General features: G+C 73.5%; 16 protein-coding genes and 1 pseudogene. 8 read left to right on the top strand and 9 right to left on the bottom strand.

Annotated features, from left to right (window positions below):
- Positions 1-45: 45 nt before the first annotated feature.
- On the top strand, positions 46-2,274 hold the full coding sequence (locus ACFYOV_RS26865) for an FUSC family protein (protein ID WP_389091645.1): 2,229 nt from the start codon (positions 46-48) through the stop codon (positions 2,272-2,274).
- 70 nt (positions 2,275-2,344) lie between these two features.
- Here ACFYOV_RS26865 and ACFYOV_RS26860 read toward each other — a convergent pair whose 3' ends face one another.
- From ACFYOV_RS26860 to ACFYOV_RS26845, 4 genes and pseudogenes are all read right to left on the bottom strand, one after another.
- Positions 2,345-2,773, bottom strand: coding sequence for a hypothetical protein (locus ACFYOV_RS26860; RefSeq protein WP_389091644.1), 429 nt, complete (start codon positions 2,771-2,773; stop codon positions 2,345-2,347).
- 86 nt (positions 2,774-2,859) lie between these two features.
- Positions 2,860-3,696 carry a DUF1206 domain-containing protein gene (locus ACFYOV_RS26855; RefSeq protein WP_389091642.1) on the bottom strand — a complete coding sequence of 279 codons (837 nt, stop codon included), beginning with the start codon at positions 3,694-3,696 and terminating at the stop codon, positions 2,860-2,862.
- Positions 3,697-4,145: 449 nt separating this feature from the next.
- Positions 4,146-5,009: a SigB/SigF/SigG family RNA polymerase sigma factor gene (locus ACFYOV_RS26850; RefSeq protein ID WP_389091640.1), complete on the bottom strand. Its 864-nt coding sequence runs from the start codon at positions 5,007-5,009 to the stop codon at positions 4,146-4,148.
- 196 nt (positions 5,010-5,205) lie between these two features.
- Positions 5,206-5,647 (bottom strand): annotated as a pseudogene (locus tag ACFYOV_RS26845) (ATP-binding protein).
- Positions 5,648-5,832: 185 nt separating this feature from the next.
- Here ACFYOV_RS26845 and ACFYOV_RS26840 point away from each other — a divergent pair.
- The 3 genes from ACFYOV_RS26840 (at position 5,833) to ACFYOV_RS26830 (ending at position 8,414) form a co-directional block, all read left to right on the top strand.
- Positions 5,833-6,054: a hypothetical protein gene (locus tag ACFYOV_RS26840; RefSeq protein ID WP_389091638.1), complete on the top strand. Its 222-nt coding sequence runs from the start codon at positions 5,833-5,835 to the stop codon at positions 6,052-6,054.
- A gap of 104 nt (positions 6,055-6,158) precedes the next feature.
- The gene (locus ACFYOV_RS26835; RefSeq protein WP_389091636.1) at positions 6,159-7,637 is read left to right on the top strand and encodes an aminotransferase class I/II-fold pyridoxal phosphate-dependent enzyme; all 1,479 of its coding nucleotides are present in this window, start codon (positions 6,159-6,161) and stop codon (positions 7,635-7,637) included.
- A gap of 321 nt (positions 7,638-7,958) precedes the next feature.
- Positions 7,959-8,414, top strand: a complete 456-nt coding sequence (locus ACFYOV_RS26830; protein WP_389091633.1) for a cyclic nucleotide-binding domain-containing protein — start codon at positions 7,959-7,961, stop codon at positions 8,412-8,414.
- Between the two features lie 25 nt (positions 8,415-8,439).
- Here the strand turns inward: ACFYOV_RS26830 and ACFYOV_RS26825 are convergent, their stop codons facing one another.
- Positions 8,440-9,057 (bottom strand): LysE/ArgO family amino acid transporter, encoded by a 618-nt coding sequence (locus tag ACFYOV_RS26825; RefSeq protein WP_389091631.1) that lies wholly within the window; start codon positions 9,055-9,057, stop codon positions 8,440-8,442.
- A 69-nt stretch (positions 9,058-9,126) separates the two neighbouring features.
- Here ACFYOV_RS26825 and ACFYOV_RS26820 point away from each other — a divergent pair, with 69 nt between their 5' ends.
- Positions 9,127-10,020: a LysR family transcriptional regulator ArgP gene (locus ACFYOV_RS26820; protein ID WP_389091627.1), complete on the top strand. Its 894-nt coding sequence runs from the start codon at positions 9,127-9,129 to the stop codon at positions 10,018-10,020.
- A gap of 41 nt (positions 10,021-10,061) precedes the next feature.
- On the opposite strand, the gene ACFYOV_RS26815 is transcribed toward ACFYOV_RS26820, so the two are convergent.
- Positions 10,062-10,784 carry a TetR/AcrR family transcriptional regulator gene (locus ACFYOV_RS26815; RefSeq protein WP_389091625.1) on the bottom strand — a complete coding sequence of 241 codons (723 nt, stop codon included), beginning with the start codon at positions 10,782-10,784 and terminating at the stop codon, positions 10,062-10,064.
- A gap of 118 nt (positions 10,785-10,902) precedes the next feature.
- Here ACFYOV_RS26815 and ACFYOV_RS26810 point away from each other — a divergent pair, with 118 nt between their 5' ends.
- Together ACFYOV_RS26810 and ACFYOV_RS26805 are read left to right on the top strand one after the other, a co-directional pair.
- Positions 10,903-12,120, top strand: a complete 1,218-nt coding sequence (locus tag ACFYOV_RS26810; RefSeq protein ID WP_389091622.1) for a saccharopine dehydrogenase family protein — start codon at positions 10,903-10,905, stop codon at positions 12,118-12,120.
- A 103-nt stretch (positions 12,121-12,223) separates the two neighbouring features.
- Entirely contained in the window at positions 12,224-12,475 is a 252-nt protein-coding gene (locus ACFYOV_RS26805) for a WhiB family transcriptional regulator (RefSeq protein ID WP_389091620.1), read from the top strand.
- A gap of 36 nt (positions 12,476-12,511) precedes the next feature.
- Here the strand turns inward: ACFYOV_RS26805 and ACFYOV_RS26800 are convergent, their stop codons facing one another.
- Positions 12,512-12,961 (bottom strand): DUF6098 family protein, encoded by a 450-nt coding sequence (locus ACFYOV_RS26800; protein ID WP_389091617.1) that lies wholly within the window; start codon positions 12,959-12,961, stop codon positions 12,512-12,514.
- 146 nt (positions 12,962-13,107) lie between these two features.
- Here ACFYOV_RS26800 and ACFYOV_RS26795 point away from each other — a divergent pair, with 146 nt between their 5' ends.
- Complete coding sequence (locus ACFYOV_RS26795) at positions 13,108-13,458, top strand: DUF488 domain-containing protein (protein WP_389091615.1); 351 nt, start codon at positions 13,108-13,110, stop codon at positions 13,456-13,458.
- A 55-nt stretch (positions 13,459-13,513) separates the two neighbouring features.
- Here the strand turns inward: ACFYOV_RS26795 and ACFYOV_RS26790 are convergent, their stop codons facing one another.
- Both ACFYOV_RS26790 and ACFYOV_RS26785 read right to left on the bottom strand, forming a co-directional pair.
- The gene (locus tag ACFYOV_RS26790) at positions 13,514-15,187 is read right to left on the bottom strand and encodes an FAD-binding dehydrogenase (RefSeq protein ID WP_389091612.1); all 1,674 of its coding nucleotides are present in this window, start codon (positions 15,185-15,187) and stop codon (positions 13,514-13,516) included.
- A 16-nt stretch (positions 15,188-15,203) separates the two neighbouring features.
- Complete coding sequence (locus ACFYOV_RS26785) at positions 15,204-15,845, bottom strand: TetR/AcrR family transcriptional regulator (RefSeq protein ID WP_389091610.1); 642 nt, start codon at positions 15,843-15,845, stop codon at positions 15,204-15,206.
- Between the last annotated feature and the right edge of the window lie 110 nt (positions 15,846-15,955).

Below are 15,955 nucleotides of genomic sequence, written 5' to 3'. Positions count from 1 at the left end.
GTGAAGGCGGCGGGATCCTCGGCTCCGGTCCGGTCGGCGGAGTTTTTGGCCGGGACACGGCTGCGGGACCGTCTCGCGGCGTCCGACCCGGGGCTGCTGCGGCTGACCGCCGGCCTGCGCACGGTCGGCGCCATCGCCCTCACGCTGGCGGTGCTCGCCCTCGCGGGGTTCGCCGTCACCGATCTGGTGGCCGGCGCGATGGCCGCGATGGTCGCCACCTTCGCCATCCGCGAGAAGCAGCGCGGTGCCCAGGCGGTCACGCTGGCCCTGGGCCTGCCGGTGGCGCTCGCCTCGGTGGCGCTGGGCGCGGTGCTCAGCACCCGTGTCGTCGTCGGTGACGCCTTCTTCGTCGTGCTGATCTTCTGCGCGGTCTATGGTCGCCGGTTCGGCGACCGCGGGACCGCCCTCGGGCTGATCGGCTTCCAGACCTACTTCCTGTCCCTGTTCGTGGGCGTCTCCGCCGCCGAGCTGCCCCGGCTGTGCGCGGCCGTCGCCGTGGCGTTCGGATGCAGTGCCCTGGTGCGGTTCGCCGTCGTGCCGGTGACGCCCGCGGGTGTGCTCGGTCGGTTGCGGGAGGCCTTCCGGGCTCGGCTCGCCCAACTGGTGTCGGCGCAGCTGGCCCTGCTGGACGCCGGCCCGGAGGAGGTCGACAGGGCGCTGGAGGAGGTCCGCGCGGGTACCGCCCGGCTGCACGAGACGGCGCTGATGATCCAGGGGCGGCTGGAGGAGGGGACCCCCGGTGAGTCGGCGGCCCGGCTGGTGCAGCGCCGGATCGCGGATGCCGAGATCACCGCGGAGCGGCTGGGCCTGCTGCTGCTGTCCGCGCGAAGCGCCGAGCGGGCGGACACGCTGACGCTGCACCTGCCGGGCGCTCCCGCCCCGTCGGTCGGCCGGCTGCCCGGTCCGCCGGAGTCCGCGACCGCGCTGCGCCGCGATCTGCTGGCCCTGCGCGTGCTCGTGCTGCGGGCGGGGAGCGAGGTGTCGGGGACCGCGCTGGCCCATGTGCGCAACCGGCTGCTCGCCTACCGGGACGACGAGAACCTGCCGCCGGGGTCACCGGCCGTCAGGGACGTGTTCCGGGCCGTCGGTGAGGCGGCCCGCGCGGTGATGGGGCTGCGGATCGCGCTGGACGGCCCGCAGGACGAGTCGGACGACACGCCGTCCACCGCCCGGTCCCGTGAGGAACTGGACGCCGAGGACGCCGCCATCGACGCCGGTGAGGAGACCGAGCCGGCCGACCGGGCGAAGGGCCTGCAGCGGCCCACCACGCGCGCGGCCGTCCAGGTGGCCGTCGGTTCGTCGCTGGCCGTCGTGGGAGGCGAGCTGCTGTCCACGAACCGCTGGTACTGGGCGGTGCTGACCTGCTGGATCGTCTTCCTCAACACGGCCTCCACCGGAGAGATCCTGGTCAAGGGCTACCGGCGGCTGCTGGGCACGGTGTTCGGCGTCGTCGCCGGGATCGTGCTGGCCGCGCTCGTGGGCCGGCACACCTGGACGGCGTTCGCGCTGGTCCTGGTGCTGATCTTCGCGATGTTCTACACCGCGCCGCTGTCGTACACACTGATGTCGTTCTTCGTGACCGCGATGCTGGGCCTGCTGTACACCCTGCTGCACACCTACAGCTGGGAGGTACTGGTGCTGCGGGTGGAGGAGACGGCGCTGGGTGCGGCCTGCGGGGTGGTGGCGGCGGCCCTGGTGCTGCCGGTGGACACCGACCGGCGGACCAACGAACTGCTGGGCACCGTGCTGGAGCGGCTTGCCGCGGTCACCGAGGCCGCCGCCGGTCAGCTCAGCGGCGGATCGGCGGGCGACCTGCTGGACCGGGCTCGCGAACTGGACCAGGCCCTGGGTGATCTGCGGTCCGCCACCCAGCCGCTCACCCACCCGGTCACCCCGCTGCGGGCCCGGCGTGCCACCGCGCGGTACGTCGTCGCCCTGCTGGAGACCTGTGCGTATCACGCGCGGTCGCTGGCGGCGACGGCCGAGCTGCTGCCGACGCACCCCTCGATCGCGGCGGACCCGCGGCTGCGCGGTGCGGCGGCACGCACGGTGCGCAACATCCGGGCGATCGCCGCGCGGGTCGCCGGCGAGGAGGCCGCCGGGGAGGTGGAGACGGGGCCGAGCATCTCGTCGCTGCTGGACTTCCGGACCGACGGAACGCCCCGGTACGGCAGGATCACCGACCGCGTGCTGCGGCATCTGGAGCGCCTGGACGAAGCGGTCGTGGGCCTCGCCCGCCCCCTGGGCGTGCCGGTGGCGGCGCCGGAGGGGTGAGCGCCCGTCCCGCTGACGGAACCGCTCGCCGGCGGTCGGACGCCCGCCCCGCAGTGGGGGCGGGCGTCGGTCAGAAGTCGGTGGGCAGTCCGCTGGCCTCGGCGATGCCGCGCAGTTCCTCGTTCTGGCGGTGCCGTTCCCTGATGAAGTCGGCGATCTCGCCGAGGCGGGAGGGATCGGAGGCGGTGGCCGCGTCGGTGACGACACGGACGGGTCCGGTGTCGTCGACCTCCAGCTCGACCACTTCGTTGTCCATGCGGCCGGTGACGGCCGTGGCGATGACGAGGGCTGCCTCGTCACGGATCTCCTGGGGCAGCTCGTCGTCCCCGCCGTCCAGGGCGAGGTCGAGACCGGACAGACGATGCTCTTCGATCGCCTGGAGGACCGGCTCCACCACGCGGAGCAGGAGCCGGTAGTCCTCGGTGTCCATCCGGATGCGCAGGAGGTCGAGGTAGACGTCCACGGGCCGGCCGTCCGGCGGGATCTCGGATTCGCTCATTGGCCCCGTGTTCCCCGGATGCGGGCCGTCAATGCGAACCGTCGATGCGCGCCGTCCATGCGCGGGCGGGTCGGCCGGGCCGCGGGTCAGACGCGGCGCCAGCGTGCCATGGCGAACGAGAAGACGCCGAAGAGCACCAGGCCCGTGGCCACGCAGACCAGCAGCCACGGTCCGAGCGGGGTGTCGGCGAAGCTGCGGAGGGTGTCGTCGAGACCCTTCGCCTCGTCGGGCCGGTAGTCGACCGCGGCGCGTACCGCGAAGGCTCCCGCCGCGACGAACACCAGACCGCGGGCCGTACCGCCGCCGACACCGGTCACGTCGACCAGCCGGCGGGTCCGGCGGCTCAGCTCACCGAGTTTGAGCTTGTCGTGGTAGGAGCGGCGGATCGATTGGACCGCGATCCAGACACCGACGACGATCACGACGGCTCCGGCCAGGCCCACCAGCCACTGCCCCGCGGGCACCTCCATGGCCCTGGCCGTGACGTCCCGGGACTGCTGATCGCTGGAACCGCCGCTGTTGTCACGGCCCACGGCGAAGGCCAGCACGGAGTAGGCGACGAAGGTGTAGAAGACGCACCGCGCGAGCGACAGAAGCCGTTTGCGCGCGGAGCGGCCGTCCTTGCCGTCGGCCCCGAACAGCGCCTGGGACAGCCGCCACAGGGCCATCCCGGCGAGCCCGATGCCCAGTGCCCACAGCAGGATCGCGCCGAACGGCTTGTCCGCCAGTTCCGCCAGGGCTCCGCCGCGGTCCGCCTGGCGCTCGCCGTCGCCGAAGGCGATCTGCAGCGCGAGCACGCCGACCAGTAGGTAGATCACACCCCGGGCGGCCAGTCCCGCCCTGGCGGCCCCCTCGGTCACCGACCCGTTGGCCGCTCTCCGGGCACCTGCCCGGCCCCGCAACGCCATCGCACGTGTGTTCATATGTCAACCTCCCGGACTCCGCATGCCCCGGCTTCCCCCCGGCACACCCGGCGCACGGAGCGGGGGGAGGAGCGCGACACGGCACCTGGGGGGCGTACGGGCACGTCGAGGGCCCCGCCCTCCACGGGCGGGGCCCTCGACGGGACGGCGGGGCTCAGTCGATCAGGGACGCCGGGCGGCACACGGCCGCGGGCGCCGTCGCCGGCCACCGGCGGGCGCTCCCCAGGGCCCGGCCCCCGTCGCGCATGCCGGTCGCGGCGCATTGGGTGCGGGCCGGGCCGCGCAGCCGATGGTGCGGGGCCCCGGGGACCGGAGGCGGTGCCGGCCGGCGCCGTCGGCCCCAGGGTCTCGTACTCGTCGACGAGCCGGCGGCAGCACGGTGGGTAGGGCTTCGGCATCCCCGGACTTCGGCGTCCCCGGGCTTCCCGCTCTCCGGTCCGGGCGGGCGGCTACGCCGTCGCCGAGTGGCCGCCGGTGCCGCGCCGGCCCGGCCGCTGCCCCATCACCTCGGCGCGCACGCGTGCGCAGCTGCGGCTGATGAGGCGGGAGACGTGCATCTGGGAGATGCCCAGCCGGTCGGCGATACGGCTCTGGGTCATGTCCTCGAAGAAACGCATGTAGAGGATGGCGCGCTCGCGTTCCGGCAGCCGCCGCAGGCCCTCCTTGGCGGACTCGCGGTCCACCACCACGTCGTAGGACGTGTCCGAGGCGCCGAGGGTGTCGGCGAGGCTGTAGCCGTCGTCGTCGGTGGAGAGTTCGGCGTCCAGGGACAGGGTGCTGAAGCTCTCCAGCGCTTCCATCCCGGCGGAGACCTCCTCCTCGGTCAGCCCGGTGTGCGCGGCGATGTCCGCCATGGACGGCTCGGGGCTGCCTGGGTTCTGGGTGAGTTCGCGCCGCGCCACCCGCACCTTGTTGCGCAGTTCCTGCACCCGGCGGGGCACCCGCAGGGCCCACATCCGGTCACGGAAGTGCCGCTTGACCTCGCCGGTGATGGTGGGCACCGCGTAGCTCTCGAAGGCCCCGCGGCTCGGGTCGAACCGGTCGATGGCCTTGACCAGGCCCAGGGCGGCGACCTGGCGCAGGTCCTCGATGGACTCACCGCGGTCGCGGAACCGGCCGGCGATGCGGTGGGCCATGGGCAGCCAGGCGGTGACGAGTTCGTCGCGGACGGCGTCCCGCTCGGGCCCGTCCTCCAGGGACGCGAGGCGGGCGAACAGGGCCGCGGTGTCGGGGGCGTCGTCGTGCCGCCGCCGGATGGCGGCGGTCGTCGTGTCGGGCGTGCCGGGACGGTGGGTGGACGAGTCTGTGAGCATGCGGTTTCGCTCCCGAACGGTGGTTTCAGGGGATCTACCGCGGGACGGTCGCCGCCGGGACCGCACGGAGGGCCCGGAGCAGCATTACCGCTCCCGCTGGCGCGCCTCCGGTCCGAAGCACGAAACTCCGACTGCCCTGGCGCCGGTGGAACAAACTCCGCTTCGTCGCCCGATTCGCCGGAAGTGCGCCGCGGCCTCAGGACAGGGGCACGACGGCGGTGATGCGCTTGCCGCCCGTGGGCAGTCCCGACACCCTTACATCGCGGGCGAGCCGGCACACGATCGGCCAGCCGTGGCCGCCCGGGCCGCGGCGTCTGCCGGTCGGTCCGGGGGGTGGCGACGGGCAGTTCGTCGCTGCGGTCGCTCACGGAGACGCGCACGCCGGGGCCGGTGACGTCGACCTGGAAGTCCGTGACCCCACCGCCGTGCAGGATCGCGTTGGTGGTCAGCTCCGAGGCGACGAGCAGGACGTCCGCGAGGGCGTCGGCGTCACACGGGGTGTGGCCGGCGCGGCAGCGTTCGGACACCGCCCGCTGCACGGCCTCGCGCACTTCGGCGGGCCGGCGCGGTGTCGACGTCCGGGGCCGGGACGCGCCCGGCGGCTCGAAGACAAGTCGGGTGGTGTGCTCCTCGCACATGCTTTTGCTCCCTGGTCGATGAGAGAGGGTGGGCGACGGACGACGGTGGGGCCTTTTGCTCCGATTTGCGCCCCGAACCCTCTTTCCGGCTCACCTCTCCGAGTACCGGCAAACCTCCCGGCACCTTTCCGGCCGCATGGCGCCCGACGTGTCATCCGAACGGCGCAGGGGGGTACGCGCAGTGCATGGCAGATGTGGTGGATTCCGACGAACTGCTGCGCCGCATGCAGCGGGCACGGGCCTGCGCGGCTCAGGAGGAACGGGTCTGGCGGGCCAAGCGCGACGAGCTCGGCCGGGCGGATTCCGAGGCGACGCGCGACGCCGAGACGCGGCGGGTGGCCTACGAGGTCGTCCTGCGGGTGCTGGACGAGATCCTCACCCCGGGCAAGCACATCACCCGGAGCTGAACGGGCGATGGTGCCGCGCCCGTGGACGCGGCACCATCGCCCCGCGAGCGCGGCATTCGGACGCGGCCGGATTGGCGTACGCGGGTGCCGGGCACCCGAGGTGCATGACAGCCGATCACAGCCGGGCACCGATTCTGGAAGCGCTGGTGGAGCATCACCGCGCGCAGCGACTGGGCTTCACTCCTCCCGGGCACAAGCAGGCCCGCGGCGCCGATCCCGCGGTGCGGGAGGTGCTCGGGGACGCGGTGTTCCTGGGCGACGTGCTGGCCTCGGGCGGGCTGGACGACCGGCTCACCCGGGGGCGGGTGCTGGAGCGGGCCCAGGAGCTCATGGCCGACGCGGTGCACGCCGACCACACCTTCTTCAGCACGTGCGGCAGCTCCCTGTCCGTCAAGGCGGCGATGCTGTCGGTCGCGGGCCCGCACGAGAAGCTGCTGATCGGGCGGGACGCCCACAAGTCGGTGGTGGCCGGGCTGATCCTGTCCGGGATCGAGCCGGTCTGGGTGGAGCCCCGCTGGGACGCCGGACTGCACCTCGCCCATCCCCCGTCGGCCGCCGAGTTCGACGCGGCCTTCGAGGCGCACCCCGAGGCGCGGGGTGCGCTGGTCACCAGTCCGACGCCCTACGGCGCGTGCGCGGACCTGCGGGCGATCGCCGACGTGTGCCACCGGCGTTCGCTGCCGCTGATCGTGGACGAGGCGTGGGGCGCGCACCTGCCCTTCCACCCCGACCTACCGTCCTGGGCCATGGACGCGGGCGCCGACATCTGCGTGACGAGCATCCACAAGATGGGCAGCGGTCTCGAGCAGGGCAGCGTCTTCCATCTGCAGGGCGACCTGGTGCCGCCGGCCGTGCTGGGGATGCGCGCGGACCTGCTGGGCACCACCAGCCCGTCGGTGCTGATCCTCGCGGGGCTGGACGGCTGGCGGCGGCAGATGGCGCTGCACGGCAAGGATCTTCTCGGCGCCACGCTCGACCTCGCGGCCGAGGTCCGGTCCGCCGTCGAGGAGATCGACGGCCTGCACGTCCACGGCCACGAGGACTTCTGCGGCCCGGAACTGGCGGACGACTTCGACCCGCTGCCCGGCATCATCGACCTCTCGGCACTCGGGATCACGGGTTACCAGGCGGCGGACTGGCTGCGCGAGCACCGCAGCATCGACGCCCATCTGGTCGACCACCGCCGCATCGGCGCCCAGATCACCCACGGCGACGACCGGGAGACGACCGGCGAACTGCTCTCGGCGCTGCGGGAACTGGCGCGGGTGGCGCCCAACCTGCCCGAGGCACCGCGCGTGGAGGTGCCGTCGCCGGGCGAGCTGCGGCTGGAGCAGGCCCTGCTGCCGCGGGACGCGTTCTTCGGCCCGGCCGAGGACGTGCCGGTGGGCGAGGCCGCCGGACGGGTGGCGGCGGAGATGATCACGCCGTATCCGCCCGGCATCCCCGCCGTCCTGCCGGGCGAGCGGCTGACCGAACCCGTGCTGCGCTACCTGCGGACGGGCCTGGCCGGGGGGATGAACCTGCCGGATCCGACGGACCCCGACCTGGAGACCGTCCGGGTGGTCGCGAGGCACGCGCAGTGACATCCGGCCAGGTGACGTGAGACGTGCCACGTGCCGGGCCTCCGATTGCGTGGAACCCGCGGAGATGGTTTATCGTTCATGCATACGTGGTGACGGGGTCGACACACGGTCCTCCGTACACCACCGCTTGCCGCCCTGGCTGGTTTCCCCCGTCCAGCCAGGGCTTTTTCATGCCTGCACGCGAGTCACCCGGCGCCCGGCGGGGCGCCGCCCGGAGGAAGTGCCGGACGCCGAGGTGCCCCGGGCCCCGGAAACGGCTGAAATGGGCGTAGGGACAGCACCGGAACACCGACCCGCATGCCCGGCGAGGAGCCCCGCGTCATGACCAAAGCGATCAAACTCCTGACCGCACTCCCCCCACCCCAGCGGCAGCGCCTGATGACGCTCGCCCGGGAGGTGTCCTTCCCCGAGGACGCCCGGATCTTCGAGGCGGGGGGCACGGCCGACCGCTTCTGGGTCATCCGTTCCGGTGCCGTCTCCCTGGACCAGCAGGTCAACACCCTGCACCGGGTGACCGTCGCCAGTCTCGGCTCCGGCGACCTGCTGGGCTGGTCGTGGCTGTTCCCGCCGCACCAGTGGGACTTCGGCGCCGTGGCCTTCAGCCCGGTGCGCGCCTACGAGTTCGACGCCGCGGCCGTGCTCCGGCTCTGCGAGGAGGATCCCGGGCTCGGCCTGACCCTGGTGCGCTGCGTCGCCGAGATCCTCGCGCACCGGCTCGAGATGACCCGGGGCAAGCTGATGGAGCAGTACGCGATGCACCGGCGCAGCGCGCTGTAGACGGCCCCGGTGGGGCGGCCCCGCCTCAGGCGCCGGCGACGAGCGAGAGACCGAGGACGATCATGGTGGCTGCCACCAGGGCGTCCAGCACCCGCCAGGCGGCCGGGCGCGCGAGGTGGCGGCTCAGCAGCCGGGCGCCGAAGCCGAGCGCGGCGAACCAGCAGACGCTGGCCAGCGCGGCACCGAGGCCGAAGGTCCAGCGCAGCGGGCCGTGGTCGGCGGCGACCGAGCCGAGCAGGAACACGGTGTCGAGGTACACGTGCGGGTTGAGCCAGGTCATCGCCAGACAGGTGAGTACGGCCCGGCGCCGTGAGCCCGCCGCGTCCCCCTCCGTCCGCAGCCCCGCCGTGCCCGGCCGGAACACCCGGCGGGCGGCCAGCGCCCCGTACCCCAGCAGGAAGGCGCCGCCGATCCAGCCGACCACCGTCAGCGCCCCCGGCCACGCCACCACCACCGCACCCACCCCGGCGACACCCAGCGTGATGAGCGCCGCGTCCGACAGGGCGCAGATGCCGACGACGGCGAGCACGGCGTCGCGGCGGACGCCCTGTCGCAGGACGAAGGCGTTCTGGGTGCCGATGGCGACGATGAGGGAGAGGCCGGTGCCGAATCCGGCGGCGGCCGTCGTGAGTGCGCTGGTCATGGCCCCGACGCTAATCAGCGGCCCTTGTGCAGTACAGCTAAGGATTCTTACGTAGCATTAGCCGATGTGATGGCAGACCTTCCACTGGAGCAGGTGCGGACCCTGCTCGCGGTGGTCGACGAGGGCACGTTCGACGCGGCGGCGGCCGCCCTGCACGTGACGCCGTCCGCGGTGAGCCAGCGGATCAAGGCGCTGGAGCAGCGCACGGGACGGGTGCTGCTGCTGCGGACCAAGCCGGTGCGGCCGACCGAGTCGGGCGAGGTGCTGGTGCGGCTAGCCCGCCAGGTGGCCCGGCTGGAACGGGACGCGTACGCCGACCTGGGACTGAGCGGGGCCGGTGAGCCGACCCGGGTGTCGGTGGCGGTGAACGCGGACTCGCTGGCGACGTGGTTCCTCCCCGGCCTCACCCGGGTTCCGCCCGAGGCACGGCTCTGCTTCGAGCTGCGCCGCGAGGACGAGTACCACACGGCGGCCCTGCTGCGGGAGGGCACGGTCATGGCGGCGGTGACCTCGTCGCCGGACGCCGTGCCGGGCTGCTCGGTGCGGCTGCTGGGCCGGATGCGCTATCTGCCCGCGGCCCGGCCGGAGTTCGCCGCACGGTATCTGACCGGGCCGCTGGAGGAGGTGCTGCCGCAGGCGCCCGTGGTGGTGTTCGACCGGCGCGACGACTTCCAGGACGGGTTCGTGCGGCGTCTCACGGGCGGGCGCGCCGAGGCGAGCGCGCGGCGGCACTACGTGCCGACGTCGGAGGGGTTCGTCGAGGCCGTGGCCGCCGGTCTGGGGTGGGGGATGGTCCCCGAGGCCCAGGCGGACCCCTTGCTGCGTACGGGCCGCCTCACCGTCTTCGCTCCGGACCGCGCGGTCGACGCACCGCTGTACTGGCAGCAGTGGAAGCTGGACTCCCCGGCGCTGGCGGCGCTGGCAGAGGCGGTGACGGCGGCGGCACAGACCCTGCGGGCCTGAGGCCGCGTCGCCCCGAGGACGGTCGTCCGGGGCGGGGCCGGTCACACGGCCCGCCCCCGTCGGTCGCTCGGCTCCAGACGGGCGGCGGCGCTGTCCAGGAGCATGTCAAGGGCGGTCGGGTAGGCGCTGGTCACCATGCGGCGGGCCAGGAGGGGGGCCGCTTCGGCGATGCGGGGATGGGTGGCGGCGGGCAGCCGGGCGTAGGTCGAGCGCCACATGTCCTCGTCGGCACGGCGCGCCGCGTCGGGCAGCGCCAGGGACGCGGCGTCGAGGGCGGCGAAGGCCAGGGTGGTGTCGATGAACGCGTGGTACAGGCGGACGGTGTCGGGCAGGGGGAAACCGGCCGTGCGCAGGACGTCCAGGACCGCCTCGTCGGCGGCCAGTTCGTTCGTCCGCCCCGAGACGCGGCTCGCGGTCAGCACCGCCGCCTGCGGGTGCGCCAGGTAGGCCGCGTGGATGCGCAGACCGATGTCCCGCAGGTCCGCGCGCCACCGGCCGGACGGCTCCCAGCCGCGCAGGGCCGTGCCGATGAGCGCGTCGCCGATGGCCAGAGTCAGGTCGTCCATGCCGCGGAAGTAGCGGTAGAGCGTGCTCGGGTCGCAGTCCAGGGCAAGGCCGAGCCGGCGGGCGGTCAGGCCCGCGCCGCCGTGTTCGCGCAGCAGGCGCAGCGCGGTCTCGACGATCAGCGTCTCGGACAGCACCCGCCCGCCCCTGGTGGGCCGGCGTCGCCGCCGCTCGTCCTCGGGCACCACACGCTTCGCCATCCACTCACCTCTGCTCCTTATGCCAACGCCATTGACCTTATGTCGGCTGGCGGCGTTGTATCCGTCCGGGGCCCCGCACATCTTTCGATTCCCGAGCGAGAAAAAGGGAGTGCTGGTCATGCGTGTACTGCTGGTGGGAGCGGGTGGGGTGGGCACCGCCGTCACCCGGATCGCGGCCCGGCGGGAGTTCCTCGACCTGATGGTGGTGGCCGACCACGACCCGGTGCGGGCCGAGGCGGCGGTCGCGGCGCTCGGCGGCGACGCCCGGTTCCGGGCCGAGCGCGTGGACGCCTCGGACGAGGCCCGGGTGGCGTCGCTGCTGGCACGGCACGGCTGCGACGTGCTGCTCAACGCCACCGACCCGCGGTTCGTGATGCCGCTGTTCCGGGCCGCGTTCGCCGCCGGTGCCGACTACGTCGACATGGCGATGTCGCTGTCCCGGCCGCACCCGGGGCGTCCGTACCAGGAGTGCGGCGTCAAGCTCGGCGACGAGCAGTTCGCGCATGCTGCCGACTGGGCGGGGGCGGGACGGCTCGCGCTGGTCGGCATGGGCGTGGAGCCCGGCCTGTCGGACGTCTTCGCCCGCCACGCCGCCGACGAGCTCTTCGACCGGATCGAGGAGATCGGCGTCCGCGACGGCGCGAACCTCACGGTGGACGGGCACGATTTCGCGCCGTCCTTCAGCATCTGGACCACCATCGAGGAGTGCCTCAACCCGCCCGTGGTCTACGAGGCCGGTCGCGGCTGGTTCACCACCGAACCCTTCAGCGAACCGGAGGTGTTCGACTTCCCGGAGGGCATCGGCCCGGTCGAGTGCGTGAACGTCGAGCACGAGGAGGTGCTACTGGTGCCCCGCTGGATCGACGCCCGCCGGGTCACCTTCAAGTACGGCCTGGGCACGGAGTTCGTCGAGACGCTGAAGACGCTGCACCGGCTGGGCCTGGACCGCACCGACCCGGTGACCGTGCCCGGTCCGCACGGGCCGGTCGCGGTCTCCCCGCGCGACGTCGTCGCCGCCTGCCTGCCCGATCCGGCCACCCTCGGCGGGCGGATGCGCGGCAGGACCTGCGCGGGCACCTGGGTGCGGGGCGACCGGGACGGGGCACCGCGCGAGGTGTACCTGTACCACGTGGTCGACAACGAGTGGTCCATGGCGGAGTACGGCTGCCAGGCCGTGGTGTGGCAGACCGCGGTCAACCCGGTCCTCGCCCTGGAACTGCTCGCCTCCGGCGCCTGGTCGGGCGCGGGTGTCCTCGGTCCCGAGGCCTTCCCCGCCCGGCCCTTCCTGGACCTGCTGACCGCCTACGGCTCGCCCTGGGGGATGCGCGAGCAGTGACCCGATCCACCCGGTTCGCTGTTTCACCCGGAATCGACAGGTGACCCGAAATGGAGTAAGGCATCCAAAGGGTGCGCATCTACTCCGATCGCAGGTGACTTCGATGGACAACTGGCGCAACCACGCGGCCTGCCGGAACGAGGACCCCGACCTGTTCTTCCCGATCGGTACCTCCGGCCCGGCCCTGCTCCAGACGGAGCAGGCCAAGGCGGTGTGCCGACGCTGCCCCGTCCGGGAGCCGTGCCTGAAGTGGGCGCTGGACACCGGGCAGTCCATCGGTGTGTGGGGCGGCACGAGCGAGACGGAACGGCGGGCGCTCAAGAGGCGCGTCGGCGCCCGGCGCGCCTCCGGTTAGGCGGCCGCTGACCTCACGGCCGGGCCGGCCGTGAGGTCAGCGGCCGGAGCGACGCAGTGGCCCCCAGGGGTTCTCCTGGCGGGCCACTTCCGTCTGTGCCTCGTCGATCACGCGGGTGTCGATCCAGCACAGCGGGTGGACGTCACGGACCAGCGGCTCGTTGTCCGGGCCGCGCCCGGCCTCGCTGCCCCCCAGCACCCAGGGCCGTACGCCGGGGCCCTTCTCGTGCGGCAGGTGCGCGTAGTCGTGCAGTCTGCGGGCCACCCACAGCTCCAGCGACCGGCCCTGCCACCAGTCCTCCACGTCGAGGGGGTTGGCGGACAGTCCCGGCATCTGGACGCCCGTGAGGTCGTCCGTGCTGGACACGTGCCGCAGATCGGTCTCCGGACCCCGCGACCATCGGACGTAGAGGCCGCGTCGGCGCCGGACCAGGTCGGTGAGCTCGGCGAGGGTGCGTACGACCGGCAGCTCGTCCGCTGGGCTCATGGGGCGGCCTCCCTCCACGACGTCAGGCGGAGGACGAAGTACCCGCCCCGAGCGAACGGAATCGGCCCTTCCAGTGGGATCGCCCCACGGTGCCCGTCCCGGCCCACCGAAGTACGCTCGCGGTGCACCACCGGAAGGGGCCGAACATGAGCGTGCGCGTGCGCCGCGTGTACGAACCACCCGAACCGGACGACGGGGTCCGCGTCCTGGTGGACCGGCTGTGGCCACGCGGTTTGGCGAAGGATGCCGCCCGGGTGGACGAGTGGCCGAAGGAGCTCACCCCGTCGACCGGGCTGCGCCGTTGGTACCACTCGGACGAGGGGTCCTACGAGGAGTTCCGCCGGCGTTACGAGGCGGAGCTGGCCGCGCCCGGTCCCGCCGGGCTCCTCGACCGTGTGCGGGAACGGGCGGCCCGGGGCCCCGTGACCCTGCTGACGGCCTCCAGGACTCCGGAGCGCAGCCACGCCGCGGTGCTGGCCCGGCTCCTGGACGGGTAGGGGCGGGGACGGCGGCGGGGCGCACCGCGCACGCGGCACGGGCGCCCCGCCCGGCTCAGCCCGTCTGCCGTGCCGCCGCTCGTCCTGCCGCCCGGCCGGAGAAGAGGCAGCCGCCGAGGAACGTGCCCTCCAGGGCGTTGTAGCCGTGGACGCCGCCGCCGCCGAAGCCGGCCACCTCGCCCGCCGCGTACAGGCCCTCGACGGGCTTGCCGTCCGCGCCGAGCGCTCGGGAGTCCAGGTCGGTCTGGATGCCGCCCAGCGTCTTGCGGGTGAGGACGTGCAGTTTGACGCCGATCAGGGGGCCGGCGGCCGGGTCGAGGAGGCGGTGCGGCGTGGCGACCCGGCCGAGACGGTCGCCGATGTAGCGGCGGGCGTTGCGGATGCCCTGTACCTGGGCGTCCTTGCTGTACGCGTTGGCCAGCTGCCGGTCGCGGGCCTCGATCTGGCGGCGGACCACCGCGGCGTCGAGCAGCGGTTTGTCGGTGAGGGCGTTCATCTTCTCGACGAGCTGCTCGAGGGTGGGCGCGGTGACGAAGTCCGCACCCTTGCGCAGGAACGCGTCCACCGGCCCCGGCGCACCCTTGCCCAGCAGGCGTTCACGCAGGAACCCGGCCCGGTCCTTGGCGGTGATGTCGGGGTTCTGCTCGGAGCCGGACAGCGCGAACTCCTTCTCGACGATGCGCTGCGTGAGGACGAACCAGGAGTGGTCGTACTCGGCGATGTCCTCGGTGGTGCGCAGGTGCCTCAGCGTGCCGAGGGTGTCGTAGCCGGGCAGGCAGGGCTCGGGCAGGCGGCGGCCGAGGGCGTCGAACCACATGGAGGACGGTCCGGGCAGGATGCGGATGCCGTGCCCGGGCCAGATCGGGTCCCAGTTGTGCAGGCCCTCGGTGTAGTGCCACATGCGGTCCCGGTTGACCAGCCGCACTCCCGCGCGGGCGCTGATGTCGAGCATCCGCCCGTCGACGTACGCGGGCACCCCGGTGACCATCTCGCGCGGCGGGGTGCCCAGCCGCTCGGGCCAGTACCGGCGGACCGTGTCGTGGTCGGCGCCGATGCCCCCGGTGGTGAGGATCACGGCCGGCGCGGTGAGTTCGAAGGAGCCGATCGCCTCGCGGTGGGAGGCGACACCGCGCGGTGCGTCGTCCTCGGCCAGCACCGTGCCGCGCACCCCGCGCGCGGCGCCGTCGCCGACGACCAGCTCGTCGACGCGGTGGCGGTGGTGGAAGGTGAGCAGCCCGTCGCGGGCGGCCTGCCGCGCGTAGCGGACGAAGGGCTCGACGACCCCGGTCCCGGTGCCCCAGGCGACGTGGAAGCGGGGAACGCTGTTGCCGTGCCCGCCGGCACGCAGGTCGCCGCGCTCGGCCCAGCCGACGGTGGGCAGGAAGCTGATGCCGTGCCCGGCGAGCCAGGACCGCTTCTCCCCCGCCGCCCACTCCACGTACGCCCGCGCCCAGCGCACCGACCAGGTGTCCTCGTCGTCGAGCCGGTCGAACCCGGCGCTGCCCTGCCAGTCGCTCCAGGCGAGGTCGAAGGAGTCCTTGACGCCGAGGCGGCGCTGTTCCGGCGAGTCGACGAGGAACAGCCCGCCGAAGGACCAGAAGGCCTGCCCGCCGAGGTTCGCGGCGTTCTCCTGGTCGACCAGGGCGACCCTGCGGCCCCTGCTGGTCAGTTCGTGGGCCGCGACCAGGCCCGCGAGACCCGCTCCGACGACGATGACGTCGGCGTCCATGGCGACCGTCCCTTCCTCATCCGCGCCCGCGCGGGGGCGGCTCGGCGCTGCCGTCCGTCAGCAGCGCGGTCAGCAGTTGTTTCAGCCAGGCACGGGCATGTCCGACGTCCCGGTCCAGCAGCAGTTGGGTGGTGACCCCGTCGTACGCGGCGATTACGGCGTGCGCGGCACCCTCGGCGCCGCCCAGGACGGCGGGCAGCGCGGTGTGTCCGCCGGCCCGGGCCAGCCGGTCGGCGACGGCACGCCGCAGCCGCGCCCGGTGCTCCAGCAGGCTCGCCGCCACGGCCGGGTCGCGGGCGGCGTGCACCAGGAAGTCGGTCTTCACCAGCAGCCAGTCCCGGTCGAGCAGCAGCGCCTCGGTGACCCGGTCCACGGCGGCGGGCACGTCGAGGCCGGACCCGTCCGTGGCGAGGGCCCCGGCGACCTGGTCGGCGATCAGTTCGGCGCGCTCGGTGTAGAGGGCGAAGAACAGCTCGTCGAGGCCGGTGAAGTTGGAGTAGAAGGCGCCCCTGCTGTACCCGGCGGCCGCGCAGACCTCCTCGATCGAGACCCGCCCGAAGCCCTTGGCCGCGAACACGGAGAACGCAGCCCGGAGAAGGTTCGCGCGCGTCCGCGCGCGGCGCCTGGTGACCCTCCCGGTCGTGCCGCCCACCGCCATGCTCCACCTCCGGGCCGATACGCGAATGTATCCGATACGGCGATGTATCCAAAGGGCCCGAGCGGAATTCCCGGCGTCCGGAACCGCCGGGAGCGAACTAGAACACATTT

Source organism: Streptomyces sp. NPDC005931 (assembly GCF_042871235.1).
In the GTDB taxonomy this organism is placed as follows: domain Bacteria; phylum Actinomycetota; class Actinomycetes; order Streptomycetales; family Streptomycetaceae; genus Streptomyces.
This window is presented reverse-complemented; position numbering and strand designations above follow the sequence as displayed.

Coding starts and splice junctions, on each gene's coding strand:
- ACFYOV_RS26785 (WP_389091610.1), bottom strand. CDS start 15,845: ATGGCGGTGGGCGGCACGACCGGGAGGGTCACCAGGCGCCGCGCGCGG.
- ACFYOV_RS26840 (WP_389091638.1), top strand. CDS start 5,833: ATGGCAGATGTGGTGGATTCCGACGAACTGCTGCGCCGCATGCAGCGG.
- ACFYOV_RS26820 (WP_389091627.1), top strand. CDS start 9,127: ATGGCAGACCTTCCACTGGAGCAGGTGCGGACCCTGCTCGCGGTGGTC.
- ACFYOV_RS26835 (WP_389091636.1), top strand. CDS start 6,159: ATGACAGCCGATCACAGCCGGGCACCGATTCTGGAAGCGCTGGTGGAG.
- ACFYOV_RS26810 (WP_389091622.1), top strand. CDS start 10,903: ATGCGTGTACTGCTGGTGGGAGCGGGTGGGGTGGGCACCGCCGTCACC.
- ACFYOV_RS26815 (WP_389091625.1), bottom strand. CDS start 10,784: ATGGCGAAGCGTGTGGTGCCCGAGGACGAGCGGCGGCGACGCCGGCCC.
- ACFYOV_RS26795 (WP_389091615.1), top strand. CDS start 13,108: ATGAGCGTGCGCGTGCGCCGCGTGTACGAACCACCCGAACCGGACGAC.
- ACFYOV_RS26860 (WP_389091644.1), bottom strand. CDS start 2,773: ATGAGCGAATCCGAGATCCCGCCGGACGGCCGGCCCGTGGACGTCTAC.
- ACFYOV_RS26800 (WP_389091617.1), bottom strand. CDS start 12,961: ATGAGCCCAGCGGACGAGCTGCCGGTCGTACGCACCCTCGCCGAGCTC.
- ACFYOV_RS26830 (WP_389091633.1), top strand. CDS start 7,959: ATGACCAAAGCGATCAAACTCCTGACCGCACTCCCCCCACCCCAGCGG.
- ACFYOV_RS26850 (WP_389091640.1), bottom strand. CDS start 5,009: ATGCTCACAGACTCGTCCACCCACCGTCCCGGCACGCCCGACACGACG.
- ACFYOV_RS26805 (WP_389091620.1), top strand. CDS start 12,224: ATGGACAACTGGCGCAACCACGCGGCCTGCCGGAACGAGGACCCCGAC.
- ACFYOV_RS26855 (WP_389091642.1), bottom strand. CDS start 3,696: ATGAACACACGTGCGATGGCGTTGCGGGGCCGGGCAGGTGCCCGGAGA.
- ACFYOV_RS26825 (WP_389091631.1), bottom strand. CDS start 9,057: ATGACCAGCGCACTCACGACGGCCGCCGCCGGATTCGGCACCGGCCTC.
- ACFYOV_RS26790 (WP_389091612.1), bottom strand. CDS start 15,187: ATGGACGCCGACGTCATCGTCGTCGGAGCGGGTCTCGCGGGCCTGGTC.